Genomic DNA, 17,597 nt, shown 5'->3' with positions numbered 1-17,597 from the left:
CCGGGGCGCCGCCCCCATCCCATCATCCGGGCCGGACATCCGGTCACGCCCGGGCGGAGGCGAGCCACCGGTGCAGCGCCCACCACCAGTGCGCCGTCCCCGCCACCGCCGCCCCCGCGGCCGGATCGGCCAGCGGACGGCCGGTCAGCTCCTGGAACCGCCGTATCCGGTACTTCACCGTGTTGCCGTGGACGTGCAGCGCGGCGGCCGCGGGCTCGATCCGGCCGCCGTGGTCGAGGTAGGCCAGCGCCGTCTCGGCGAGCCCGCGGTGGAACGGGTCGCCGGGGTCGAGGCCGCCGAGCAGCCGGTCCGCCAGCAGCCCGCCGAGCTCCGGCTCCGCCTCGGTCACGGTGAGCAGCGCGAGGTCGGCCAGTTCGCGCAGCCCGGTGAGGCCCGCCGCGGCCCCGGCCCGCAGCGCGCGGCGGCCCAGCCCGTACAGCGGCGCGACGCCGGCGGGCCGCGCGGGCGGCGCCGCGACCAGCAGCGGCCCGGACGGCGGCAGGGCCGGCAGCCGCACCACCAGTGCGGCGAGCCGCCCGTCCACCAGCCCGCACAGCCCCGGTCCCGCCGCGAGCAGCCGCGCCTCCAGCCGCGCCGCGACCGCCGGGTCGCTGACGTCCGACACCACGCAGTGGTACTCGGCGCCGCCGTCGAGCGGCGCCGGGACCGCGACGGCCTCGCCGTGCAGCAGCTGCCGCAGCGTCTGCACGTGCCCCTCCCGGCGGGTGCGGGCCATCTCCAGCTCCGCGACCCGGTGGGCGTGCACCATCCGGTGGACGAGCGCGGTGGTGATCTCGTCGATGCGGCTGACGCCGTCCAGCAGCACCGCGTCCGGCACCCCCGTGCGCCGGCCGTCCTCGATGAGGATGCGGACGAGGTGGGCGCGGCCCGCCTGGAAGCCGTCCAGGAACGCCGCGACCGGCACGCCCTGCCGGGCCCGGTCGGAGCCGAGCCGCTCGGCGGCGGCGAGCACCTCCTCGCCGGGGCCGCCGTCCTCCAGCGCGGCGAGCACGCCCCGCACCAGCGCGCGGGTGTGCCGCCGGGTCTCCTCCTCGGGCAGCGCGGCCACCAGGTCGGACCGGCCGCGCGCGGCGCGGACGGTCGTCTCGAGCAGCCGCGGGTCGTCGCTGTGCTCGATCAGCAACCGCAGGAACCGGTCGCCCTCGCTGGGCTCCATGCGGCCATTGTGTCCCCTCGTTGTCCCGGCCGGACAACGGGACCCGGGCCGCTTGGGCCGGCCGCCCCTAGCGGGCGGCCCGCCGGGTGGTGTTCGGTGGAGGCAGTGCCCGGCCACAGCCCGAGGAGTTCGCCGATGCCCGATGACGAGCAGTTCCTGGAAAAGCTGCCGACCGACCTGATCTTCCGGCTGCCGCCGTCCTTCGACGACGTCGAGGACGAGCGCCGGCACCGCAAGGAGCGGCTCGCCGCCGCGCTGCGGATCTTCGGCAAGTTCGGCTTCGAGGAGGGCGTCGCCGGGCACATCACCGCCCGCGACCCCGAGCGCCCCGACCACTTCTGGGTCAACCCGTTCGGGATGTCCTTCAAGCACATCAAGGTCAGCGACCTGATCCTGGTGAACCACCAGGGCCAGGTGGTCGAGGGCCGCTACCCGGTGAACGAGGCCGCGTTCGCGATCCACTCGCAGGTGCACCAGGCGCGCCCGGACGTCGTCGCCGCCGCGCACAGCCACTCCACCCACGGCCGCGCGATCTCCGCGCTCGGCCAGAAGCTGGAGCCGATCACCCAGGACGTCTGCGCGTTCTACCAGGACCACGGCCTGTTCGACGACTACACCGGCGTCGTCACCGACCTGGAGGAGGGCAAGCGCATCGCCGCCGCCCTCGGCGACCACAAGGCCGTCATCCTGCGCAACCACGGCCTGCTGACCGTGGGCGACACCGTCGACGCCGCCGCCTGGTGGTTCATCACGATGGAACGCTCGTGCCAGGTGCAGCTGCTGGCGAAGGCCGCCGGCCAGGTCGTCCCGATCGAGCACGACAACGCCGTCCTCACCCACGAGCAGATCGGCAACGACCTCGTCGGCTGGATCAACTACCAGCCGCTCTACGACCAGATCACCCGCGAGCAGCCCGACCTGTTCGAGTAACCCGCCCCGGACCCCGGCGGCCCCGGCGCATCCCCGTTCGCGCCGGGGCCGTGGCATGCCCTCCGCCGGGCGGGCCCAGCCGGGATCAGCGTTCACGCGCGCCCGGGTCGTGGTGGGCCAGGAGGGTGCGGGCCATGCGTTCGAAGGCGGCCCGGTCGGCGGCGGAGAGCGGGGCGAGCAGGTCGTCGTCCAGTTCCGCCGCGCGGCGGGCGACCTCGTCCAGCTCCGCGCGGCCCTCGGCGGTCGGCTCCACCACGTAGCGGCGCCGGTCGGACGGGTCGCGCTCGCGCCGCACGAGCCCGGCCGCCTCCAGCCGGCCGACCACCTCGACCAGGTCGCTCGGGTCGATGCGCAGCCGCGTGCCCAGCTCGCGCTGCGAGGCCGGGGACGTGTCGTCCAGCGCGGCCAGCACGGCGAAGTGCCAGAGCCCGAGGCCGTGCTCGTCCATCAACCGGCCCATCCGGACGCGGCCCGCGCGTCCCACCCGGGCCAGCACGAACGTGGTGATGCCGAGCAGGCGGGGCGGCAGCGGCCCTGCGGTGTCGTCCATCAGCCTATTGTAGGGTTACACCCATCATTGGTGAGCACCCACGAATAGGAGGGCGCCATGGACGCGCTCTACCCGCGGCTTCTGGTGGACGACTTCGACGCCTGCGCCCGGTTCTACGAGGCGGCCCTGCACGAACTGCTCGGCGTCCGGCCGGTCAAGCTGCTCCCCGACGCCCAGTACGCCAACTGGGACCTCGGCGGCGAGTGCGTGCTGGTCGTCATGGGACGCGCCCGGATGGCGGAGACCGTCGGCACCGCGGACCTGCCCGCGCCGTCCGGCCAGGACGGGTCGATGCTGGTGCTGCGGGTGGACGACGTCGACAAGGCCGCCGCCGCGCTCGCCGCCCTCGGCGGCGTCACGGTCGCCGAACCGGCGGACCGGCCCGACTGGGGACCGGGGCTGCGGACGGCGCACCTGCGCGACCCCGGCGGCAACCTGCTGGAACTCCAGTCGTACTGATCCGGTCACCCGGGCGCCCGGACGGGGCGCTCGGCCCGGCGGAGGAAGCCTCCGCCGGGCCGACCCGGTGTGAGCCCGTGCCCACAGCACATCACGCAGGCCGAGACGGACGCTTGTCCCCCGGAGACGAAAAGGAACGCGCCGCCCCGCACGCGACTGACAGGACGGGGGTCCGTCAGTCGTCGTCGCGGGACGCCTCGGCCAGCGGCAGCAGCACCTGGAAGCGCGTGTCGCCCGGCAGCGACTCCACCTTGATGTCGCCGCCGTGCCGGTCCGCGACGATCCGCCAGGAGATGTCCAGGCCGAGGCCCGTCCCCTGCCCCACCGGCTTGGTGGTGAAGAACGGCGTGAAGATCCGGTCGATGTTCTCCTCGGGGATGCCGCAGCCGGTGTCGGCGATCTCCACCATCGCCTGGTCGTTCACGCGGGCCGTGCGGATGGTGAGCGTGCCCGAGCCCTCCATCGCGTACAGCGCGTTCACGATCAGGTTCGTCCAGACCTGGTTCAGCTCCGCCGCGTACACCGGGACGGGCGGCAGCGACTCGTCGTAGACGGTCTTGACCGTCACGCCCGGCCCGAACTTGCGCTTGAGCATCGTCAGCGTGCTGTTCAGCAGCTCGCGCAGGTCGACCCGCTGGTAGGCGGCGCGGTCCAGCTGCGAGTACTGGCGGGCGGAGTCCAGCAGCGCGGTGATCCGGTCCATCGCCTCGGAGATCTCCGCCTGGAGCTGCCCGACCTCCATCACCTCCGCCAGCCACCGGATCGCCGCGGGCAGGTGCTCCCCGGCCGCCCGCGCGACCTCCGCGGCCTCCGCCACCCCGACCCCGGCGGACACCAGGCCGGGCGCGAGGTCCCAGGCGTCCCCGACGCCGTGCTCCTCCAGCCAGTCGCCCAGCTCGTCCTCGGCGTCGCTGACCTCCAGCGGGCTGCGCCGCGTCCCCGGCGCGGCGGCCAGCGTGGGCCGCAGCGCCACGAGCGCCGCCAGCCGCGTGCAGTCGGCGCCCTGCGCGGCGAGGTCGGCCAGGCTCTTCTGCGCGGCGAGCAGCCGGTCGCCGAGTTCGGCGCTGGCCCGCGCCGCGGCCGCGGCCGGGTTGTTCAGCTCGTGGGTGAGGCCCGCGGTGATCGTGCCGAGCGCGGTGAGCCGCTCGCGCTGGTCGACGGCGCGCCGCAGGTTCGTCATCCCGAAGAAGATCCCGGCCAGCAGGTGCGTGGCCATCGGGAACCACTTGCGGACGGCCTTGCTGAACTTGCGGGCCGGCAGCACGAACACCCGCGACGGCCGCGTCGCCCGGAGCGTGTGCTGGTACTTCTGCTCGATCTGGTCGTCCAGGTAGGCCTGGACGGCGCCGCCGTAGGTGCCGGGACGCGACGTCCGGCTGGTCTCGACGGAGTGGTCCCGGACCTGCTGGCTCATCACCATCTCGCCGTCCAGCAGCACGTACAGGAACTCGGCGGGTTCGCCCTGCGCGCAGATCACGCCGTCGGCGGGGATCTCCGCGACGGTCCCGCAGGCCGACAGCCATTCCAGCTTCTGGTCGTCCAGGTCCTCGAAGAGGAACAGCGAGCGCAGTTCCTCCGGCGATGCGGTGATGGTCGTCATGCCTGCTCCAGGTAGCGGTGGACGAGGGCGACGGCCATCGCGCCGTCGCCGACGGCGGACGCGACGCGCTTCATCGACTCCGCGCGGACGTCGCCCGCGGCGAACACGCCCGGGACGCTGGTCTCCAGGTGGTAGGGCTGGCGGGCGAGCGGCCACCCGGGCGGGCGGCGCCCGCCGGCGACCAGGTCGGGCCCGGTGACGACGTACCCGCGCTCGTCGCGCTCGACGAAGCCGTCCAGCCAGTCCGTGCCCGGTTCGGCGCCGATGAACACGAACAGCCAGTGCGCGTCGATGGTCTTCTTGCCGCCCGGCCACGCGAAGGTGAGGCGTTCGAGGCGGTCGGCGCCCTCCGCGGCGCACACCGTCTTGCCGGTGTGCACCTCGATGTTGGGCGTCTCCTCGATCTGCTCGATCAGGTAGTGCGACATCGACTTCTCCAGGCCGTCCGCCCGGACGATGATGTGCACCTTCCCGGCGTACTTGGCCAGATGCACGGCGGCCTGGCCGGCGGAATTGGCGCCGCCGACGACCGCGACCTCCTCGCCTGCGCACGACGGCGCCTCGGTGAGCGCCGCGCCGTAGTACACGCCGCGTCCCACGAAGTCCTCCACGCCCTCGGCGTTCAGCCGCCGGTAGGAGACGCCGCTGGCGAGGATCACGGCGTGCGCGGCGATCTCGGTGCCGTCGGCCAGCCGCGCCACCCGCGCCGTCCCGTGCGACTCCAGCGCGGTGACCTCGCCGGCCTGCAGCAGCTCGGCGCCGAACCGGTCGGCCTGCCGGCGGGCCCGGTCGGCGAGCTGCGCGCCGGTCACCCCGTCGGGGAAGCCGAGGTAGTTCTCGATCCGCGAGCTCTGCCCCGCCTGGCCGCCGAGGGCGCGGCGCTCCACGACGACGGTCCTCAGGCCCTCCGACGCCCCGTACACCGCGGCGCCGAGCCCGGACGGGCCGCCGCCCACCACGATCAGGTCGTAGAAGCCGGTGGACGGGCTGCTCGGCAGCCCGATCGCCGACGCCAGCTCCGCGTCCGTCGGCGCGCACAGCGTCTTCCCGTCGGCCGTCACGACCAGCGGCAGCTCCGGCGCGCCCGCCGCCGCGACCAGCTCGGCGCCCTCGGGGTCGGTGTCCATCAGCCAGGTGTAGGGGGCCTGGTGGCGGGCCAGGAAGTCGCGGACCTCGTAGCAGCGGGCCGACCAGCGGTGCCCGACGACCCGCAGCTCGGCGGGCCGGGACCGGTCGGTGCGCCGCCACGCGTCCAGCTGCGCGTCGATCACCGGGTAGAACTTCTCCTCCGGCGGGTTCCACGGCTTCAGCAGGTAGTGGTCCAGGTCGACGACGTTGATCGCGCGGATCGCGGCGTCGGTGTCGGCGTAGGCGGTCAGCAGGACCCGGCGCGCGTACGGGAACAGGTCCATGGCGCGTTCCAGGAACTCCACGCCGTTCATCTCGGGCATCCGGTAGTCGGCCAGCAGGACGGCCGTGTCGTCGCCGCGCAGCCGCAGCTCGCTCAGCGCGTCCAGGGCCTGCCGCCCGGACTCGGCCCGGACGATCCGGTACGACTCGGCGTACCGGCGGCGCAGGTCGCGTGCCACCGCCCGGGACACGCCCGGGTCGTCGTCGACCGTCAGCAGCACTGGTTTGGACACACGTCCCCCTCATCCCATGACATCCCCGGGCAAAAGCCTACGTGGCCCGCGGCCGCCGCGTGCCGCCCGCGCCGTCCGGCCGCGACCCCGGCGCCCCGCGGCCGGGACCGCATCGGTAATGATCGTCGCATGGACCTGCGTGTTGCGCTGATCGGATACGGCACCGGGGGCTCGGTGTTCCACGCGCCCCTGATCTCCTCGGTGCCGGGCCTGCGGCTCGCCGCCGTGGTCACCGGGAATCCGGAGCGGGCGCGCGCCGTCGCGGAGCGCTACCCGGAGACGAGCGTCCTCGGCAGCCCGGACCGGCTCTGGGAGGCCTCCGGGGGCTACGACCTGGTGGTGGTCGCCGCGCCGAACCGGCAGCACGTCCCGCTGGCCCGCACGGCGCTGACCTCGGGCCTGCCGGTCGTCGTGGACAAGCCGGTCGCGGCGACGGCGGCGGACGCCCGGTCGCTGGCGGCGCTGAGCGCCGTCCGGGGGCTGCCGGTGATCCCGTTCCACAACCGGCGCTGGGACGGGGACTACCGGACCGTCTGGCGGCTGGCCGGATCCGGGACGCTCGGCGACGTGCTGCGGTTCGAGTCCCGGTTCGAGCGGTGGCGGCCCGGGGTGAAGGCGGGCTGGAAGGAGAGCGCGGACCCGCGCGACGCCGGCGGGATCCTCTACGACCTCGGCTCCCACCTGATCGACCAGGCGATCGCGCTGTTCGGCCGCCCCGAGCGGGTCTACGCCGAGATCGACACGCGCCGGCGGGGCGCGGCGGCGCCCGACGACGTGTTCGTCGCGCTCGCGCACCGCGGCGGGGTCCGCTCCCACCTGTGGGCGAGCGCCACCGCCGCGCAGCTCGGGCCGCGCTTCCGCGTCCTCGGCAGCCGCGCCTCCTACACGGTGAACGGCATGGACGGGCAGGAGGACTCGCTGCGCGCGGGCCTCACCCCGAAGGACCCCGGCTACGGGATCGCGCCGCCCGAGTCGTACGGGAGGGCCGGCACGCCGGGCGACGACCATGCCGAGGCCACCGCCCCCGGCGCCTACCACGAGTTCTACGCCGGGGTGGCGCGCACGCTGCGCGGCGAGGCGCCGCCGCCGGTCACGCTCACCGACGCGATCGCGGGCCTGGAGGTCATCGAGGCCGCCCTCCGCTCCGCCCGCGAAGGCACTGTCGTCGACACCCGGACGCGCTGACAGGCCACCGCGCCCTGCCGGCGGAGGCGCGGCGGTCAGTAGCGCAGGTCGGCGAGCACGCCGTAGTGGTCGGACGCGACGACGCCGTCCACCGGATCGACGCCCAGGAGTTCGCAGTGGACGGGATGGCCCGCGCCGCCCGCGCGGGGCCACGCGGAGAAGATGTGGTCGATGCGGCGGTCCGGCCACAGGACCGGCCTCGCCCACGGGTTCGCGTTGCTCCAGGTATGGCCCGGCGTCCCGTCGCCCGCCATCTCCCACGCGTCGTAGAAGACGACGCCGGGCGCGCCCACGGCGGCGCGTCCGGTGAGCATGCGGATCTCGTCGGACTCGGGCCCGGCGTTGAAGTCGCCAGCCACCACCACCGGCGCGTCCCGTCCCGCGGTCTCGCGCACGTACGCGGCGAGGTCGCGCACCTGATCCTGCCGCCGCCCGCTATGCCCCAGCTTGTAGGCCAGCCCCACGCCGAACACGTGGAGGGCGCCGCGCGGGCCCCGGACCGTGGCGGACACGGCGAGGCCGCCGTCGGTGCCGTCCGGGTCGCCGAGACGCCGCTCACCGGTCCGTTCCTGCGGCCAGCGCGACAGGACCGCGATCCCCGATCGGCCGCCCGCCGCGGCCCCGTAGGCGGACCCGCCGAAGACGCCGTGCGGAAGCCCGAGCGCCTCGCCGAGCCGGGCCGCCAGCGAGTCGTCCTCGTCCTCCCACGCCTCCACCAGGACGAGGACGTCGGGCGCCGCGCCGCGGAGGATCCCGATGATCGCCGCCTCGCGCTCCTTGTAGGGGCCGTAGCGGTCCCAGACGTTCCAGGCCGCCACCCTGCACGTCGTCTCGATCAGCGGTCCGTACGGCGCCTCGATGTCATAGCCCATGCGGTGAGCGTGTCATCGGGGCCGCCGCGCGACCACCCCGCCCGTCACAGAGCGGACACGCGTCACAGCACGGAGACGTGGACGTGGTCGTAGTGGTTCTGGGTGACGCTGCCGCGGTCCTCCATCTGGCGCCAGCCGCCGCTGCCGCGCATGTCGTAGATGCGCTGCCGCCAGATCACGTACTTGATCCCGAGCCGGGACGCGTTGTCGATCACGTACTGGGCGACGCGGTCGCCGTGCGCCGTGGCCGACGCGCTCGGCATCTTCCCGCCGGTGCTCTCCATGAAGTCGCAGGCGGTCCCGGAGCCGTGGTCCTGCGGGTCGCCGGGACGCGAGCAGCCGATGGTGGGGAACGGCCCGAACTTCCCGTCGATGTCCTGCAGGGCCGTCCGCATCCGCGCGGTCATCGAGTTGCCGACGATCGGCGACTTGGTGCCGGAGACGCCGTCGGGCTTGCCGCCGCCCGCCGGGGCCTTCGGCACCTCGGGCTTGTACTTGGCGAGCAGCTTCTTGACGCGGGCGCGCTGCCCTTCCAGGTCGTCGATCTCCTTGCGCACGCCGTCCAGCTCGGCCTGCGCCGCCCGGTGCGACTGCGCCGCCTTGGTGTTCAGCGCCTGCAGGCCCTCGACGCGGCGCCCGTTGTCGCGGCTGATGTGCTCGATCACCGAGGCGTCGCGGAGCGCCGAGACCGGATCGCCGGAGGTGACCATGGGGATCAGGTCGAGCCGTCCGGTCATGTAGCTGGTGGAGGCGATCCGGGCGACCGACAGCCGCGCCGCGCCGTACTCGCGGTCGGCGCGGTCGGCGTCGGCGCCCGCACGCTCGGCGGACTTCTTCGCCTCCTCCAGCGAGATCAGCTCGCCGCGGTACTGCTTGGACAGCGTGTCCGCGCGCTTCTTGAGCTTCGCGTACTCCTTCTTGAGGTCCTTCTTCGGCTCGGCCGGGGCGCGGGCGGCGCCCCCCGCCGCCGGGGGCAGTGCCGCCGACATCCCCACCACGAGGACCAGCACCGCCAGCCGCCGCGCCGTCCGGCGCCCGCCGGCGGGGCGCGCCGTCCTGCCGTAGGGACCGAGGGCCGCCACAGATCACTCCCAGATAACGAGGCGAAGATTGGCGGGCACGCTACCACAATCACCACAGACCATCAGACATTCGGAAGATCACGCACGGTCACGTCACTGTCACAGAAAGGGTGGGGAAAGGCGCGAAAGAGGGCCGGACCGCCGACGGGCGGTCCGGCCCCTCCCCCGTGCCGCCGGAAGGGGGTCCGGCGGCTTCCTCCTCAGATCCCGACGAGGTCCTCCCAGCGCGGGACCCGCGGCTCCCAGCGCAGCCGCAGACCGGCCTCGCGGGGCGTCCGGTCCCCTTTGCGGTTGTTGCAGCGGCCGCACGCAAGGACGGTGTTCTCCCAGGTGTTCCCGCCGCCGCGCGACTGCGGGTGCACGTGGTCGATCGTGTTGCCGCGCTGCCCGCAGTAGCCGCAGCGGCCCCGGTCGCGCAGGTAGACGCCGCGCTTGCTCCAGGGCGGACGGCGCCCGTGCCGCCAGCGCATCGCGACGTACCGGACGAGCCTGAGGACCCGCGGCACCGGGAAGCGGCCGATGGTCCGGCCCTCCTCGGCCTCCTCCACGACGGCCACCTCGCGGACCAGCATGCGGATGGCGTGCCGCAGGTCCACCTTTTGTAATGGCTCGTACGACGCGTTCAGGACGAGCACGTTCACCGGGTCACCTCCCACCCCGGGCCGCTGTCCCGCCAGGATTCGAACCTGGATAACCGCATTAACGGTGCGGCGTTCTGCCGTTGAACCACGGGACAATGGATCGGAAATTCTCCGGCTTCCGGGCATTTCCCGGAAGCCTCCATCAGAATGCCGACGCACGGCCCACCAGGGCAACGGTTTTTCCCGCCCACTTCAGGCGGCCCCGCCCCGTCCGGGCGCGGCGGGTCAGGCGGGGTCGGGGCGGGCCATCTGCGGCATCGCCGCCGCCACCTCGCGCCACCATTGGTCCTCAGCGGGGCCGGCGGGTGGGGGCGACGCGCGCGAGGCCGGGCCGGGCGGGCTCGGGGCCGGCAGGCGGACGGGCGGGACGAGTTCGATGGCGGCGGGGCAGTCGGGGCAGTCGGTACCGGTCCAGCCGAGGCGGACGGCGGCGGATCCGCAGGCGCCGGGAGGGCGGTCCGGCGGGCCGACGCCCCAGAAGCGCAGGACGTCGGCGCCGGACACGGCGCGTTCGTGCCGTGTGGAGCGGGTGCGGTCGCGGTGGCCGCGGCCGAGCCAGGCCGCCTGCTCGGCCACCAGCTGCCAGGTCAGCCCGCGGACGAGGTTGGCGGCGGCGAGCATGCTCGCGTAGGGCACGTGCCGCGCGGCGACCTCCGGCAGGCCGAAGCGGTGCAGGCCGGAGGTGTCGACGCGGGCGCGGGCGCCGTCGCCCGCATCGACGGTGACGAACACCGACACCCACTCGCGGCCGAGGGCGAACCGCTCCGGCTCGGCGGGCGGCGGCGATCCGGGCAGGATCCGCCGGGAGTCCAGGTCGGCGACGGTGCCGTCCACGGCGGCGGCCAGGGTGCGGGCGGCCAGCCGGGCGGCCTGCGCGGACCGCGGCTGCCCGGCGGGCGGGCCCGCGGCGGTGACCGCGATGTGCCGGCGGGCGCCGACGACCGTTGCGAGCCGGCCGGGCGGCGCGGCGAGCCGGTGGAACCGGGTCTTCAGCTCGCCGGACGGGCGGGTGACCGGTTCGACGACGAGGCCGGCGGATTCGAGCATCGCGGCGGCCTCGCGCGCGAGGCCGCCGTCGCCGATGGCGTCCGGCAGGAAGCCGGGGCCCGGCAGCGTCCTCGACTGCGTCGCCACCAGGAACCGCGTGGTCACCGACTCCGGGACCTCCAGCTCGAACCGCCCGCCCATGGGCCGCCTCCCCCGCTCGCCGCACCTGAGGGCTTCAGCGTGGCCCCGGGCGCGGACGGACGGAACTGGAACGGGGTTCTGTGGAAAAGTCCGGCCGGGCGCGGGGTCCGGGGGCCGGGGGCCGGGAGGGGTCAGGGGAGGGCGGAGACGGGGGCCTGGTACTCCAGGGACTCGCGCTCGACCCGGAAGCCGAGCTCCTCGTTGACCGCCAGCATGTGCTCGTTGTCGCCCAGATTGTCGGTCTCGATCTCGCGCACCTCGGGGCGCTCGCCGGCGAGCCACTGGAGCATGGCGGCCTTGACCCAGATGCCGAGGCGGCGCCCGCGGTGCTCGGGGGCGACGGCCGTGTCGTACTGGGCGGCGCGGCCGGCGGCGTCGTGCGGGACGACGACCTCGGTGAAGCCGGCGACGACGGTGCCGGAGGCGTCGAGGGCGGCGACGGTGTAGAGGTCGTCGCCGCGCTTGGCGACCACCTCGGCCGTCTCGCGGACGCGGTGCGCGTCCCAGGGGGCGCCCTCGTACTCGGCGAGGTCGGCCATGGCGTGCTTGGCGTGCGCGAGGGCGGTGGCGTGCTCGTCGGGCACGACGCCCTGCCAGCGGATCAGCCGGTAGCCGTCGGGGCCCGCCGCGACCAGCCGGGCGATCCGGTCCGGGGGGACCTCGGCGAGCCGCAGCAGCATGCCGCGCAGGGTGAGCACGCACTCGAAGCCGTGCGACTCCAGGAACGGGACGGCGGGGGTGCCCGCGTTGACCTGGGCTATCACGCTGGTGCGGCCGTCGGCGCGCAGGCCGTCGGCGGCGGCGGCGAGCAGCCGCCGGCCGAGCCCGCGGCGGCGGTGCCCCGGCCGGACCCGGATGTCGATCTCGGCGGGACGGTCCGTCCCCGGTGCGCCGGGCAGCCGCAGCGCGGCCACGGCGGCCAGCCGGCCGCCGTCGGGGACCCCCCACAACCGCTGCCGCGACCCGGGGTCGGCGCCGAGGAGCCGCTCGGCCGTCTGCTCCGGCTCGGGCGCGGGCTCGCCCGCCGGGTCGGCGGCGTGCACGGCCGACAGCACGCCGTGCCACTCCCGGATCTGCGCGTCCGTCGGATCATCGAGCGCGATGACGTCCATCCGACTGTTGTACCTGATCCCCGTCCGCCGCGACCGGGCACCCGGGCAACCCGTGGTTTCGGACGTCTGGAAGGCCGTTCAGCAACCGCGCGAGAACGCCTCCAGGATGCGCTCGGCGGCGAGCGCCGGGGTGAGGGTCCCGTCCGCGACGCTCTTCTCCAGGCCGGGCGCGAGGTCGCGGACGGCGGGGTGGGCGTGCAGCTCGCCGAGGAGCCGGTCGCGGACCATCGCCCACGTCCAGCCGACCTGCTGGCGGCGCCGCCGCGCCTCCAGCGCGCCGGACTCGCGCAGCCGCTCCTGGTGCCCGACGATCTCGTCCCACACCCGGTCCAGGCCGGTGCCCTCCCTGGCGCTGCAGGTCAGGACGGGGGTGTCGCGGACGCGCTCGTCGCTGCGCAGCAACCGCAGCGCGCCCGACAGCTCGCGGGCGGCGCGCTTGGCCTCCATCGCGTGGTCGCCGTCGGCCTTGTTGACCGCGATGACGTCGGCCAGCTCGAGGACGCCCTTCTTGATGCCCTGGAGCTGGTCGCCGGTGCGGGCGAGGGTGAGGAACAGGAACGAGTCGACCATCTCGGCGACGGTCGTCTCCGACTGCCCGACCCCGACCGTCTCGACGAGGACGACGTCGTACCCGGCGGCCTCCATGACGACCATCGCCTCGCGGGTGGCCTTGGCGACGCCGCCGAGCGTCCCGGCCGTCGGCGAGGGGCGGATGAACGCGTCCGGGTCGACGGCGAGGCGCTGCATCCGGGTCTTGTCGCCGAGGATGCTGCCGCCGGTGCGGGTGGAGGACGGGTCGACGGCCAGCACCGCGACCTTGTGCCCCTCCCCCGTCAGCCTGGTGCCGAGCGCGTCGATGAACGTGGACTTGCCGACGCCCGGCACGCCGGTGATCCCGACGCGGCGGGCGTTCCCGGCGTGCGGGGTCAGCTCGACCAGCAGCCGCTGCGCCAGCTCCCGGTGGTCGGGACGGGCCGACTCGACCAGCGTGATCGCGCGCGCGATCCACGCCCGCGACCCGTCCCGGACCCCGGACGCGTAGTCCTGGAGTTCCGGCTTCACCGCCCGGAGTGCCCCAGCTCGGCGGTCAGCTCGTCCAGCAGGCCGATCGCCGCGTCGGCGAGGACGGTGCCGGGCGGGAAGATCGCGGCGGCGCCGGCGGCGCGCAGCTCGTCGAAGTCCTGCGGCGGAATGACGCCGCCGACGACGATCATGATGTCGTCGCGGCCGAGCGCGGCCAGCTCCTCGCGCAGCGCCGGCACCAGGGTGAGGTGGCCGGCGGCGAGGGAGTTGACGCCGACGATGTGCACGTCGGCCTCGACCGCCTGCCGGGCGACCTCGCCCGGCGTCTGGAACAGCGGGCCCACGTCGACGTCGAAGCCGAGGTCGGCGAAGCCGGTCGCGATCACCTTCTGGCCGCGGTCGTGGCCGTCCTGGCCCATCTTGGCGACGAGGATGCGGGGCCGGCGGCCCTCCTCCTGCTCGAACGCGGCGGTCGCGGCGCGCGCCTTCTCGATGCCGGACACGTTGCCCGCCTCTTCCCGGTACACCCCGGAGATCGTACGGATCTGCGCGGCGTGCCGCCCGTACGCCTTCTCCAGCGCGTCGGAGATCTCGCCGACGGTCGCCTTCGCGCGGGCGGCGTCGATGGCGAGGGCGAGCAGGTTGTGGTCCAGGTCGGACGGGCGGGTGCCGTTCTCGGCGGCCTCGGCCGCGGCGGTGATCGCGCCGAGCGCGGACCGCGTCGCGGTCTCGTCGCGCTCCTCGCGCAGCCGCCGCAGCTTCTCGATCTGCTGGGCGCGCACGGAGGCGTTGTCGACCTTGAGGACCTCGATCCGCTCCTCGACGTCGGGCCGGTACTTGTTGACGCCGATGACGGGCTGGCGGCCGGAGTCGATGCGGGCCTGGGTGCGCGCCGCGGCCTCCTCGATGCGCAGCTTCGGCAGCCCCTCGTCGATCGCCCTGGCCATGCCGCCGGCCTTCTCGACCTCGGTGATGTGGCCCCAGGCGCGGCGCGCCAGGTCGTAGGTGAGCCGCTCGACGTAGTTGCTGCCGCCCCACGGGTCGATCGTCCGGGTCGTCCCGGACTCCTGCTGGAGCAGCAGCTGCGTGTTGCGGGCGATGCGGGCGGAGAAGTCGGTCGGCAGCGCGAGCGCCTCGTCCAGCGCGTTGGTGTGCAGCGACTGGGTGTGGCCCTGCGTGGCGGCCATCGCCTCGACGCAGGTGCGGGCGACGTTGTTGAACACGTCCTGCGCGGTCAGCGACCAGCCGGACGTCTGGGAGTGCGTGCGCAGCGACAGCGACTTGGGGTTCTTCGGGTCGAACTGCTTCACCAGCCTCGCCCACAGCAGGCGCGCGGCGCGCAGCTTGGCGACCTCCATGAAGAAGTTCATGCCGATCGCCCAGAAGAAGGACAGGCGCGGCGCGAACGCGTCGATGTCCAGGCCCGCCTCGCGGCCCGCGCGGATGTACTCGACGCCGTCGGCGAGGGTGTAGGCCAGCTCCAGGTCGGCGGTGGCCCCGGCCTCCTGGATGTGGTAGCCGGAGATCGAGATGGAGTTGTACTTCGGCATCCGCTGCGAGGTGTACGCGAAGATGTCGGAGATGATCCGCATCGACGGCACCGGCGGGTAGATGTAGGTGTTGCGGACCATGAACTCCTTGAGGATGTCGTTCTGGATGGTCCCCGCGAGGCCCTCCGGCTTCACCCCCTGCTCCTCGGCCGCGGCGATGTACAGCGCCAGGACGGGCAGCACCGCGCCGTTCATGGTCATCGACACGCTCATCTTGTCCAGCGGGATGCCGTCGAAGAGCTGCCGCATGTCGTAGATCGAGTCGATCGCCACCCCGGCCATGCCGACGTCGCCGGCCACCCGCGGGTGGTCGGAGTCGTAGCCGCGGTGGGTGGCGAGGTCGAACGCGACCGACAGGCCCTTCTGCCCGGCGGCGAGGTTGCGCCGGTAGAAGGCGTTGGACTCCTCGGCGGTGGAGAACCCGGCGTACTGGCGGATCGTCCACGGCTGGGTGGCGTACATCGCCGGGTACGGGCCGCGCAGGTACGGCGCGATGCCCGGCAGGGTGCCGAGGAAGTCGAGCCCGGCGAGGTCGTCGCCGGTGTAGAGCGGCGGTACGCCGATGCCCTCCGGGGTGTCCCAGGTGTGGGCCTCCGGGTCCTTGCCGGTGGCGTCGGCCACGGCGGCGCGCCACCGCTTGGCGGCCTCGTCGGCGGGGGGCGCCGTCCCGAGCTCGATCTCGCTGAAGTCGGGGATCATTCGTTCACTCCCAGATCGTCGAGGGTGGTCTCCAGCGCCTCGATCGCGTCGCATCCGGCGTGCACGCGGGCGTCGACCCCCTCGTAGGTTCCCTTACCCGCGAGCCAGACCTTCACAGCACCGGCGTCCTTCAGGACGCGGGCCGCCTCGGCGGCCTTCTCCTCGTACAGCTTGTCGCTGGAGCAGATGCAGGCGACGGCCGTACCGGACGCCGCGAACTCCTCGGGCGCGCCGGTCACCGTCTCGATGCCGCCGGCCTGGAACAGGTTGGCGGCGAACGACGCCCGCGCGGTGTGCACGGCGATGGGGCCCAGCGTGGCGAGGAAGACCTTCGGGCGGGCGCCGGTGGCCTCGGCGTGGGCGTCGGACCGGTCGCGGAGCGCCTCGAAGTCCTGCGCGTAGGTCACGACGGGAAGCCCACCGCCGGGTCGCGCGGGGGCGGCGTCCCGCTCGGGCAGGTTCTCGGCGAGGTTCGGGAACTCGCTGACGCCGGTGAGCGGGGCCTTGCGGCGGGCGATGTCCTTGCGGCGGCGCGCCCAGGTCGCGGCGATGCGGTCGGCGACCAGCCCCGAGCCGAGGGCGGCGGCGAGACCGCCGGCCTTCTCGATCTCGGTGAACCAGGCCCAGGCGGCCTGGGCGAGTTCCTCGGTGAGGCTCTCGGCGTACCAGGAGCCGCCGGCGGGGTCGACGACGCGGGCGAGGCTCGACTCCTCCAGCAGCAGCGTCTGGGTGTTGCGGGCGATGCGGCGGGCGAAGTCGTCGGGCAGGCCGAGCCGGGCGTCGAACGGCTGCACCGTGACGGCGTCGGCGCCGCCGACCCCGGCGGCGAACGCGGCGACGGTGGTGCGCAGCATGTTCACCCACGGGTCGCGGCGCGTCATCATCGCCGACGAGGTCACCGCGTGGATCCGCGCGGCCGTCCCGTCGGCGGCGCCGCTGACCTCGGCGACCCGGGTCCACAGCCGGCGCAGCGCGCGCAGCTTGGCGATCGAGGAGAACTGGTCGGCGTTGACGGCGACCCGGAACTCGATCTGCCCGAACGCCCCGTCCACGTCCAGCCCGGCGCCGGTGAGGGCGCGCAGGTAGGCGACGCCCGCGGCGACCACCGCGCCCAGTTCCTCGGCGTCGGAGCCGCCCGCGTCGTGGTAGGCGGTGCCGTCGGCGACGATCGCCCGCAGCTTCGGGAACTCCCGGACGCACCGGACGGCCAGCGCCGCGGCCTCGTCCAGGGATCCGGCGGTCCCGGTGCGGGCCTGGAGCCCGAGCGGGTCGGCGCCGAGGTTGCCCGACGCGGCCGGCCCGTTCCCCCGCTCGGTGACCAGTGCCAGGAACGCCTCGGCCGCCTCGGCCGTGCGGTCGCCCGCGTCCAGCACGACGGGCGCGAGGTCGAGGAGCACGCCGCGCAGCGTCTCGGGGAGCGCGGCCACGGGCGTCCCGCCGTCGCCGAGCCGCAGCCACACCGAGGTGACGCCGTTCTCGAGGTCGGCGAGGACCGCCTCGCGGGTGACCGCCGGGTCCGGGTGGGCGTGCGGCTGCCGGACGTCCCAGCCGGCGAGGCCCTCGCCGTCGGGCCGGACCTCGCGGACGCGCGGGGCCAGCCCGGGGCGTCCCGGAGGAGCGTCGTCGCGCGTGTAGAGCGCCGCGATCGGCACTCCGTCATAGGACTCGCGGGTCAGCAGGGCCTCGATCTCGCCGAGGGGGGTCTCCTCGGTCGCCGCGCCGGACTTGCGCAGCACCCCCTTCACCATCTCCCGCCACCGGTCCCGCTCGGCCGGGGGGAAGGCGGCGGCCAGTTCGAGTTCTTCAGGCGGCACCGTCATGCCCTGGATGGTAAGCGCACGCCTACACCGCGTCCGAGACCGGGTCCCGTTCACCAGAACCGGATT

The 17,597-nt window shown here is 74.5% G+C and carries 15 protein-coding genes and 1 tRNA gene; 3 read left to right on the top strand and 13 right to left on the bottom strand.

What is annotated here, in order from left to right; translation table 11 throughout:
* Nucleotides 1–43 precede the first annotated feature (43 nt).
* Nucleotides 44–1,177, bottom strand: a complete 1,134-nt coding sequence (locus tag ACA514_RS08255) for a helix-turn-helix domain-containing protein (RefSeq protein ID WP_375040422.1) — start codon at nucleotides 1,175–1,177, stop codon at nucleotides 44–46.
* Nucleotides 1,178–1,312: 135 nt separating this feature from the next.
* On the opposite strand from ACA514_RS08255, the gene ACA514_RS08250 reads away from it, so the two are divergent.
* Complete coding sequence (locus ACA514_RS08250) at nucleotides 1,313–2,107, top strand: class II aldolase/adducin family protein (RefSeq protein WP_375040421.1); 795 nt, start codon at nucleotides 1,313–1,315, stop codon at nucleotides 2,105–2,107.
* An 85-nt stretch (nucleotides 2,108–2,192) separates the two neighbouring features.
* On the opposite strand, the gene ACA514_RS08245 is transcribed toward ACA514_RS08250, so the two are convergent.
* Entirely contained in the window at nucleotides 2,193–2,657 is a 465-nt protein-coding gene (locus ACA514_RS08245) for a MarR family winged helix-turn-helix transcriptional regulator (RefSeq protein ID WP_375040420.1), read from the bottom strand.
* A gap of 57 nt (nucleotides 2,658–2,714) precedes the next feature.
* Between ACA514_RS08245 and ACA514_RS08240 the strand changes: the two genes are divergently transcribed.
* Entirely contained in the window at nucleotides 2,715–3,116 is a 402-nt protein-coding gene (locus ACA514_RS08240; RefSeq protein WP_375040419.1) for a VOC family protein, read from the top strand.
* Nucleotides 3,117–3,291: 175 nt separating this feature from the next.
* Here ACA514_RS08240 and ACA514_RS08235 read toward each other — a convergent pair whose 3' ends face one another.
* A complete protein-coding gene (locus tag ACA514_RS08235; protein ID WP_375040418.1) occupies nucleotides 3,292–4,716 on the bottom strand; it encodes an ATP-binding protein in 1,425 nt (474 codons plus the stop codon).
* Complete coding sequence (locus tag ACA514_RS08230) at nucleotides 4,713–6,359, bottom strand: FAD-dependent oxidoreductase (protein WP_375040417.1); 1,647 nt, start codon at nucleotides 6,357–6,359, stop codon at nucleotides 4,713–4,715. The genes ACA514_RS08235 and ACA514_RS08230 overlap by 4 nt, the downstream gene beginning before the upstream one ends.
* A gap of 129 nt (nucleotides 6,360–6,488) precedes the next feature.
* Here ACA514_RS08230 and ACA514_RS08225 point away from each other — a divergent pair, with 129 nt between their 5' ends.
* Nucleotides 6,489–7,544 carry a Gfo/Idh/MocA family oxidoreductase gene (locus tag ACA514_RS08225; RefSeq protein WP_375040416.1) on the top strand — a complete coding sequence of 352 codons (1,056 nt, stop codon included), beginning with the start codon at nucleotides 6,489–6,491 and terminating at the stop codon, nucleotides 7,542–7,544.
* A 35-nt stretch (nucleotides 7,545–7,579) separates the two neighbouring features.
* Here ACA514_RS08225 and ACA514_RS08220 read toward each other — a convergent pair whose 3' ends face one another.
* The 9 genes from ACA514_RS08220 to ACA514_RS08180 form a co-directional block, all read right to left on the bottom strand.
* Nucleotides 7,580–8,416 carry an endonuclease/exonuclease/phosphatase family protein gene (locus ACA514_RS08220; protein WP_375040415.1) on the bottom strand — a complete coding sequence of 279 codons (837 nt, stop codon included), beginning with the start codon at nucleotides 8,414–8,416 and terminating at the stop codon, nucleotides 7,580–7,582.
* Between the two features lie 62 nt (nucleotides 8,417–8,478).
* Nucleotides 8,479–9,498, bottom strand: a complete 1,020-nt coding sequence (locus ACA514_RS08215; RefSeq protein WP_375040414.1) for a coiled-coil domain-containing protein — start codon at nucleotides 9,496–9,498, stop codon at nucleotides 8,479–8,481.
* A gap of 200 nt (nucleotides 9,499–9,698) precedes the next feature.
* Nucleotides 9,699–10,139 (bottom strand): HNH endonuclease, encoded by a 441-nt coding sequence (locus ACA514_RS08210; protein ID WP_344269721.1) that lies wholly within the window; start codon nucleotides 10,137–10,139, stop codon nucleotides 9,699–9,701.
* A 24-nt stretch (nucleotides 10,140–10,163) separates the two neighbouring features.
* Nucleotides 10,164–10,234: transfer RNA gene (locus tag ACA514_RS08205), tRNA-Asn, on the bottom strand.
* Nucleotides 10,235–10,364: 130 nt separating this feature from the next.
* Nucleotides 10,365–11,327, bottom strand: a complete 963-nt coding sequence (locus tag ACA514_RS08200) for a hypothetical protein (RefSeq protein WP_375040413.1) — start codon at nucleotides 11,325–11,327, stop codon at nucleotides 10,365–10,367.
* A gap of 131 nt (nucleotides 11,328–11,458) precedes the next feature.
* The gene (locus ACA514_RS08195) at nucleotides 11,459–12,439 is read right to left on the bottom strand and encodes a GNAT family N-acetyltransferase (protein ID WP_375040412.1); all 981 of its coding nucleotides are present in this window, start codon (nucleotides 12,437–12,439) and stop codon (nucleotides 11,459–11,461) included.
* A 78-nt stretch (nucleotides 12,440–12,517) separates the two neighbouring features.
* Nucleotides 12,518–13,501, bottom strand: coding sequence for a methylmalonyl Co-A mutase-associated GTPase MeaB (gene meaB, locus ACA514_RS08190; RefSeq protein WP_375040411.1), 984 nt, complete (start codon nucleotides 13,499–13,501; stop codon nucleotides 12,518–12,520).
* Complete coding sequence (gene scpA / locus ACA514_RS08185; RefSeq protein WP_375040410.1) at nucleotides 13,498–15,711, bottom strand: methylmalonyl-CoA mutase; 2,214 nt, start codon at nucleotides 15,709–15,711, stop codon at nucleotides 13,498–13,500. Before scpA ends, meaB begins: the two co-directional genes overlap by 4 nt.
* A complete protein-coding gene (locus tag ACA514_RS08180; protein ID WP_375040409.1) occupies nucleotides 15,708–17,531 on the bottom strand; it encodes a methylmalonyl-CoA mutase family protein in 1,824 nt (607 codons plus the stop codon). Before ACA514_RS08180 ends, scpA begins: the two co-directional genes overlap by 4 nt.
* Nucleotides 17,532–17,597 lie beyond the last annotated feature (66 nt).

The organism is Actinomadura sp. NTSP31 (assembly GCF_041951385.1).
Taxonomy (GTDB): domain Bacteria; phylum Actinomycetota; class Actinomycetes; order Streptosporangiales; family Streptosporangiaceae; genus Spirillospora; species Spirillospora napierensis.
The sequence above is the reverse complement of the archived record's forward strand: the minus strand, read 5'-3'. Positions and strand labels throughout refer to the sequence as shown.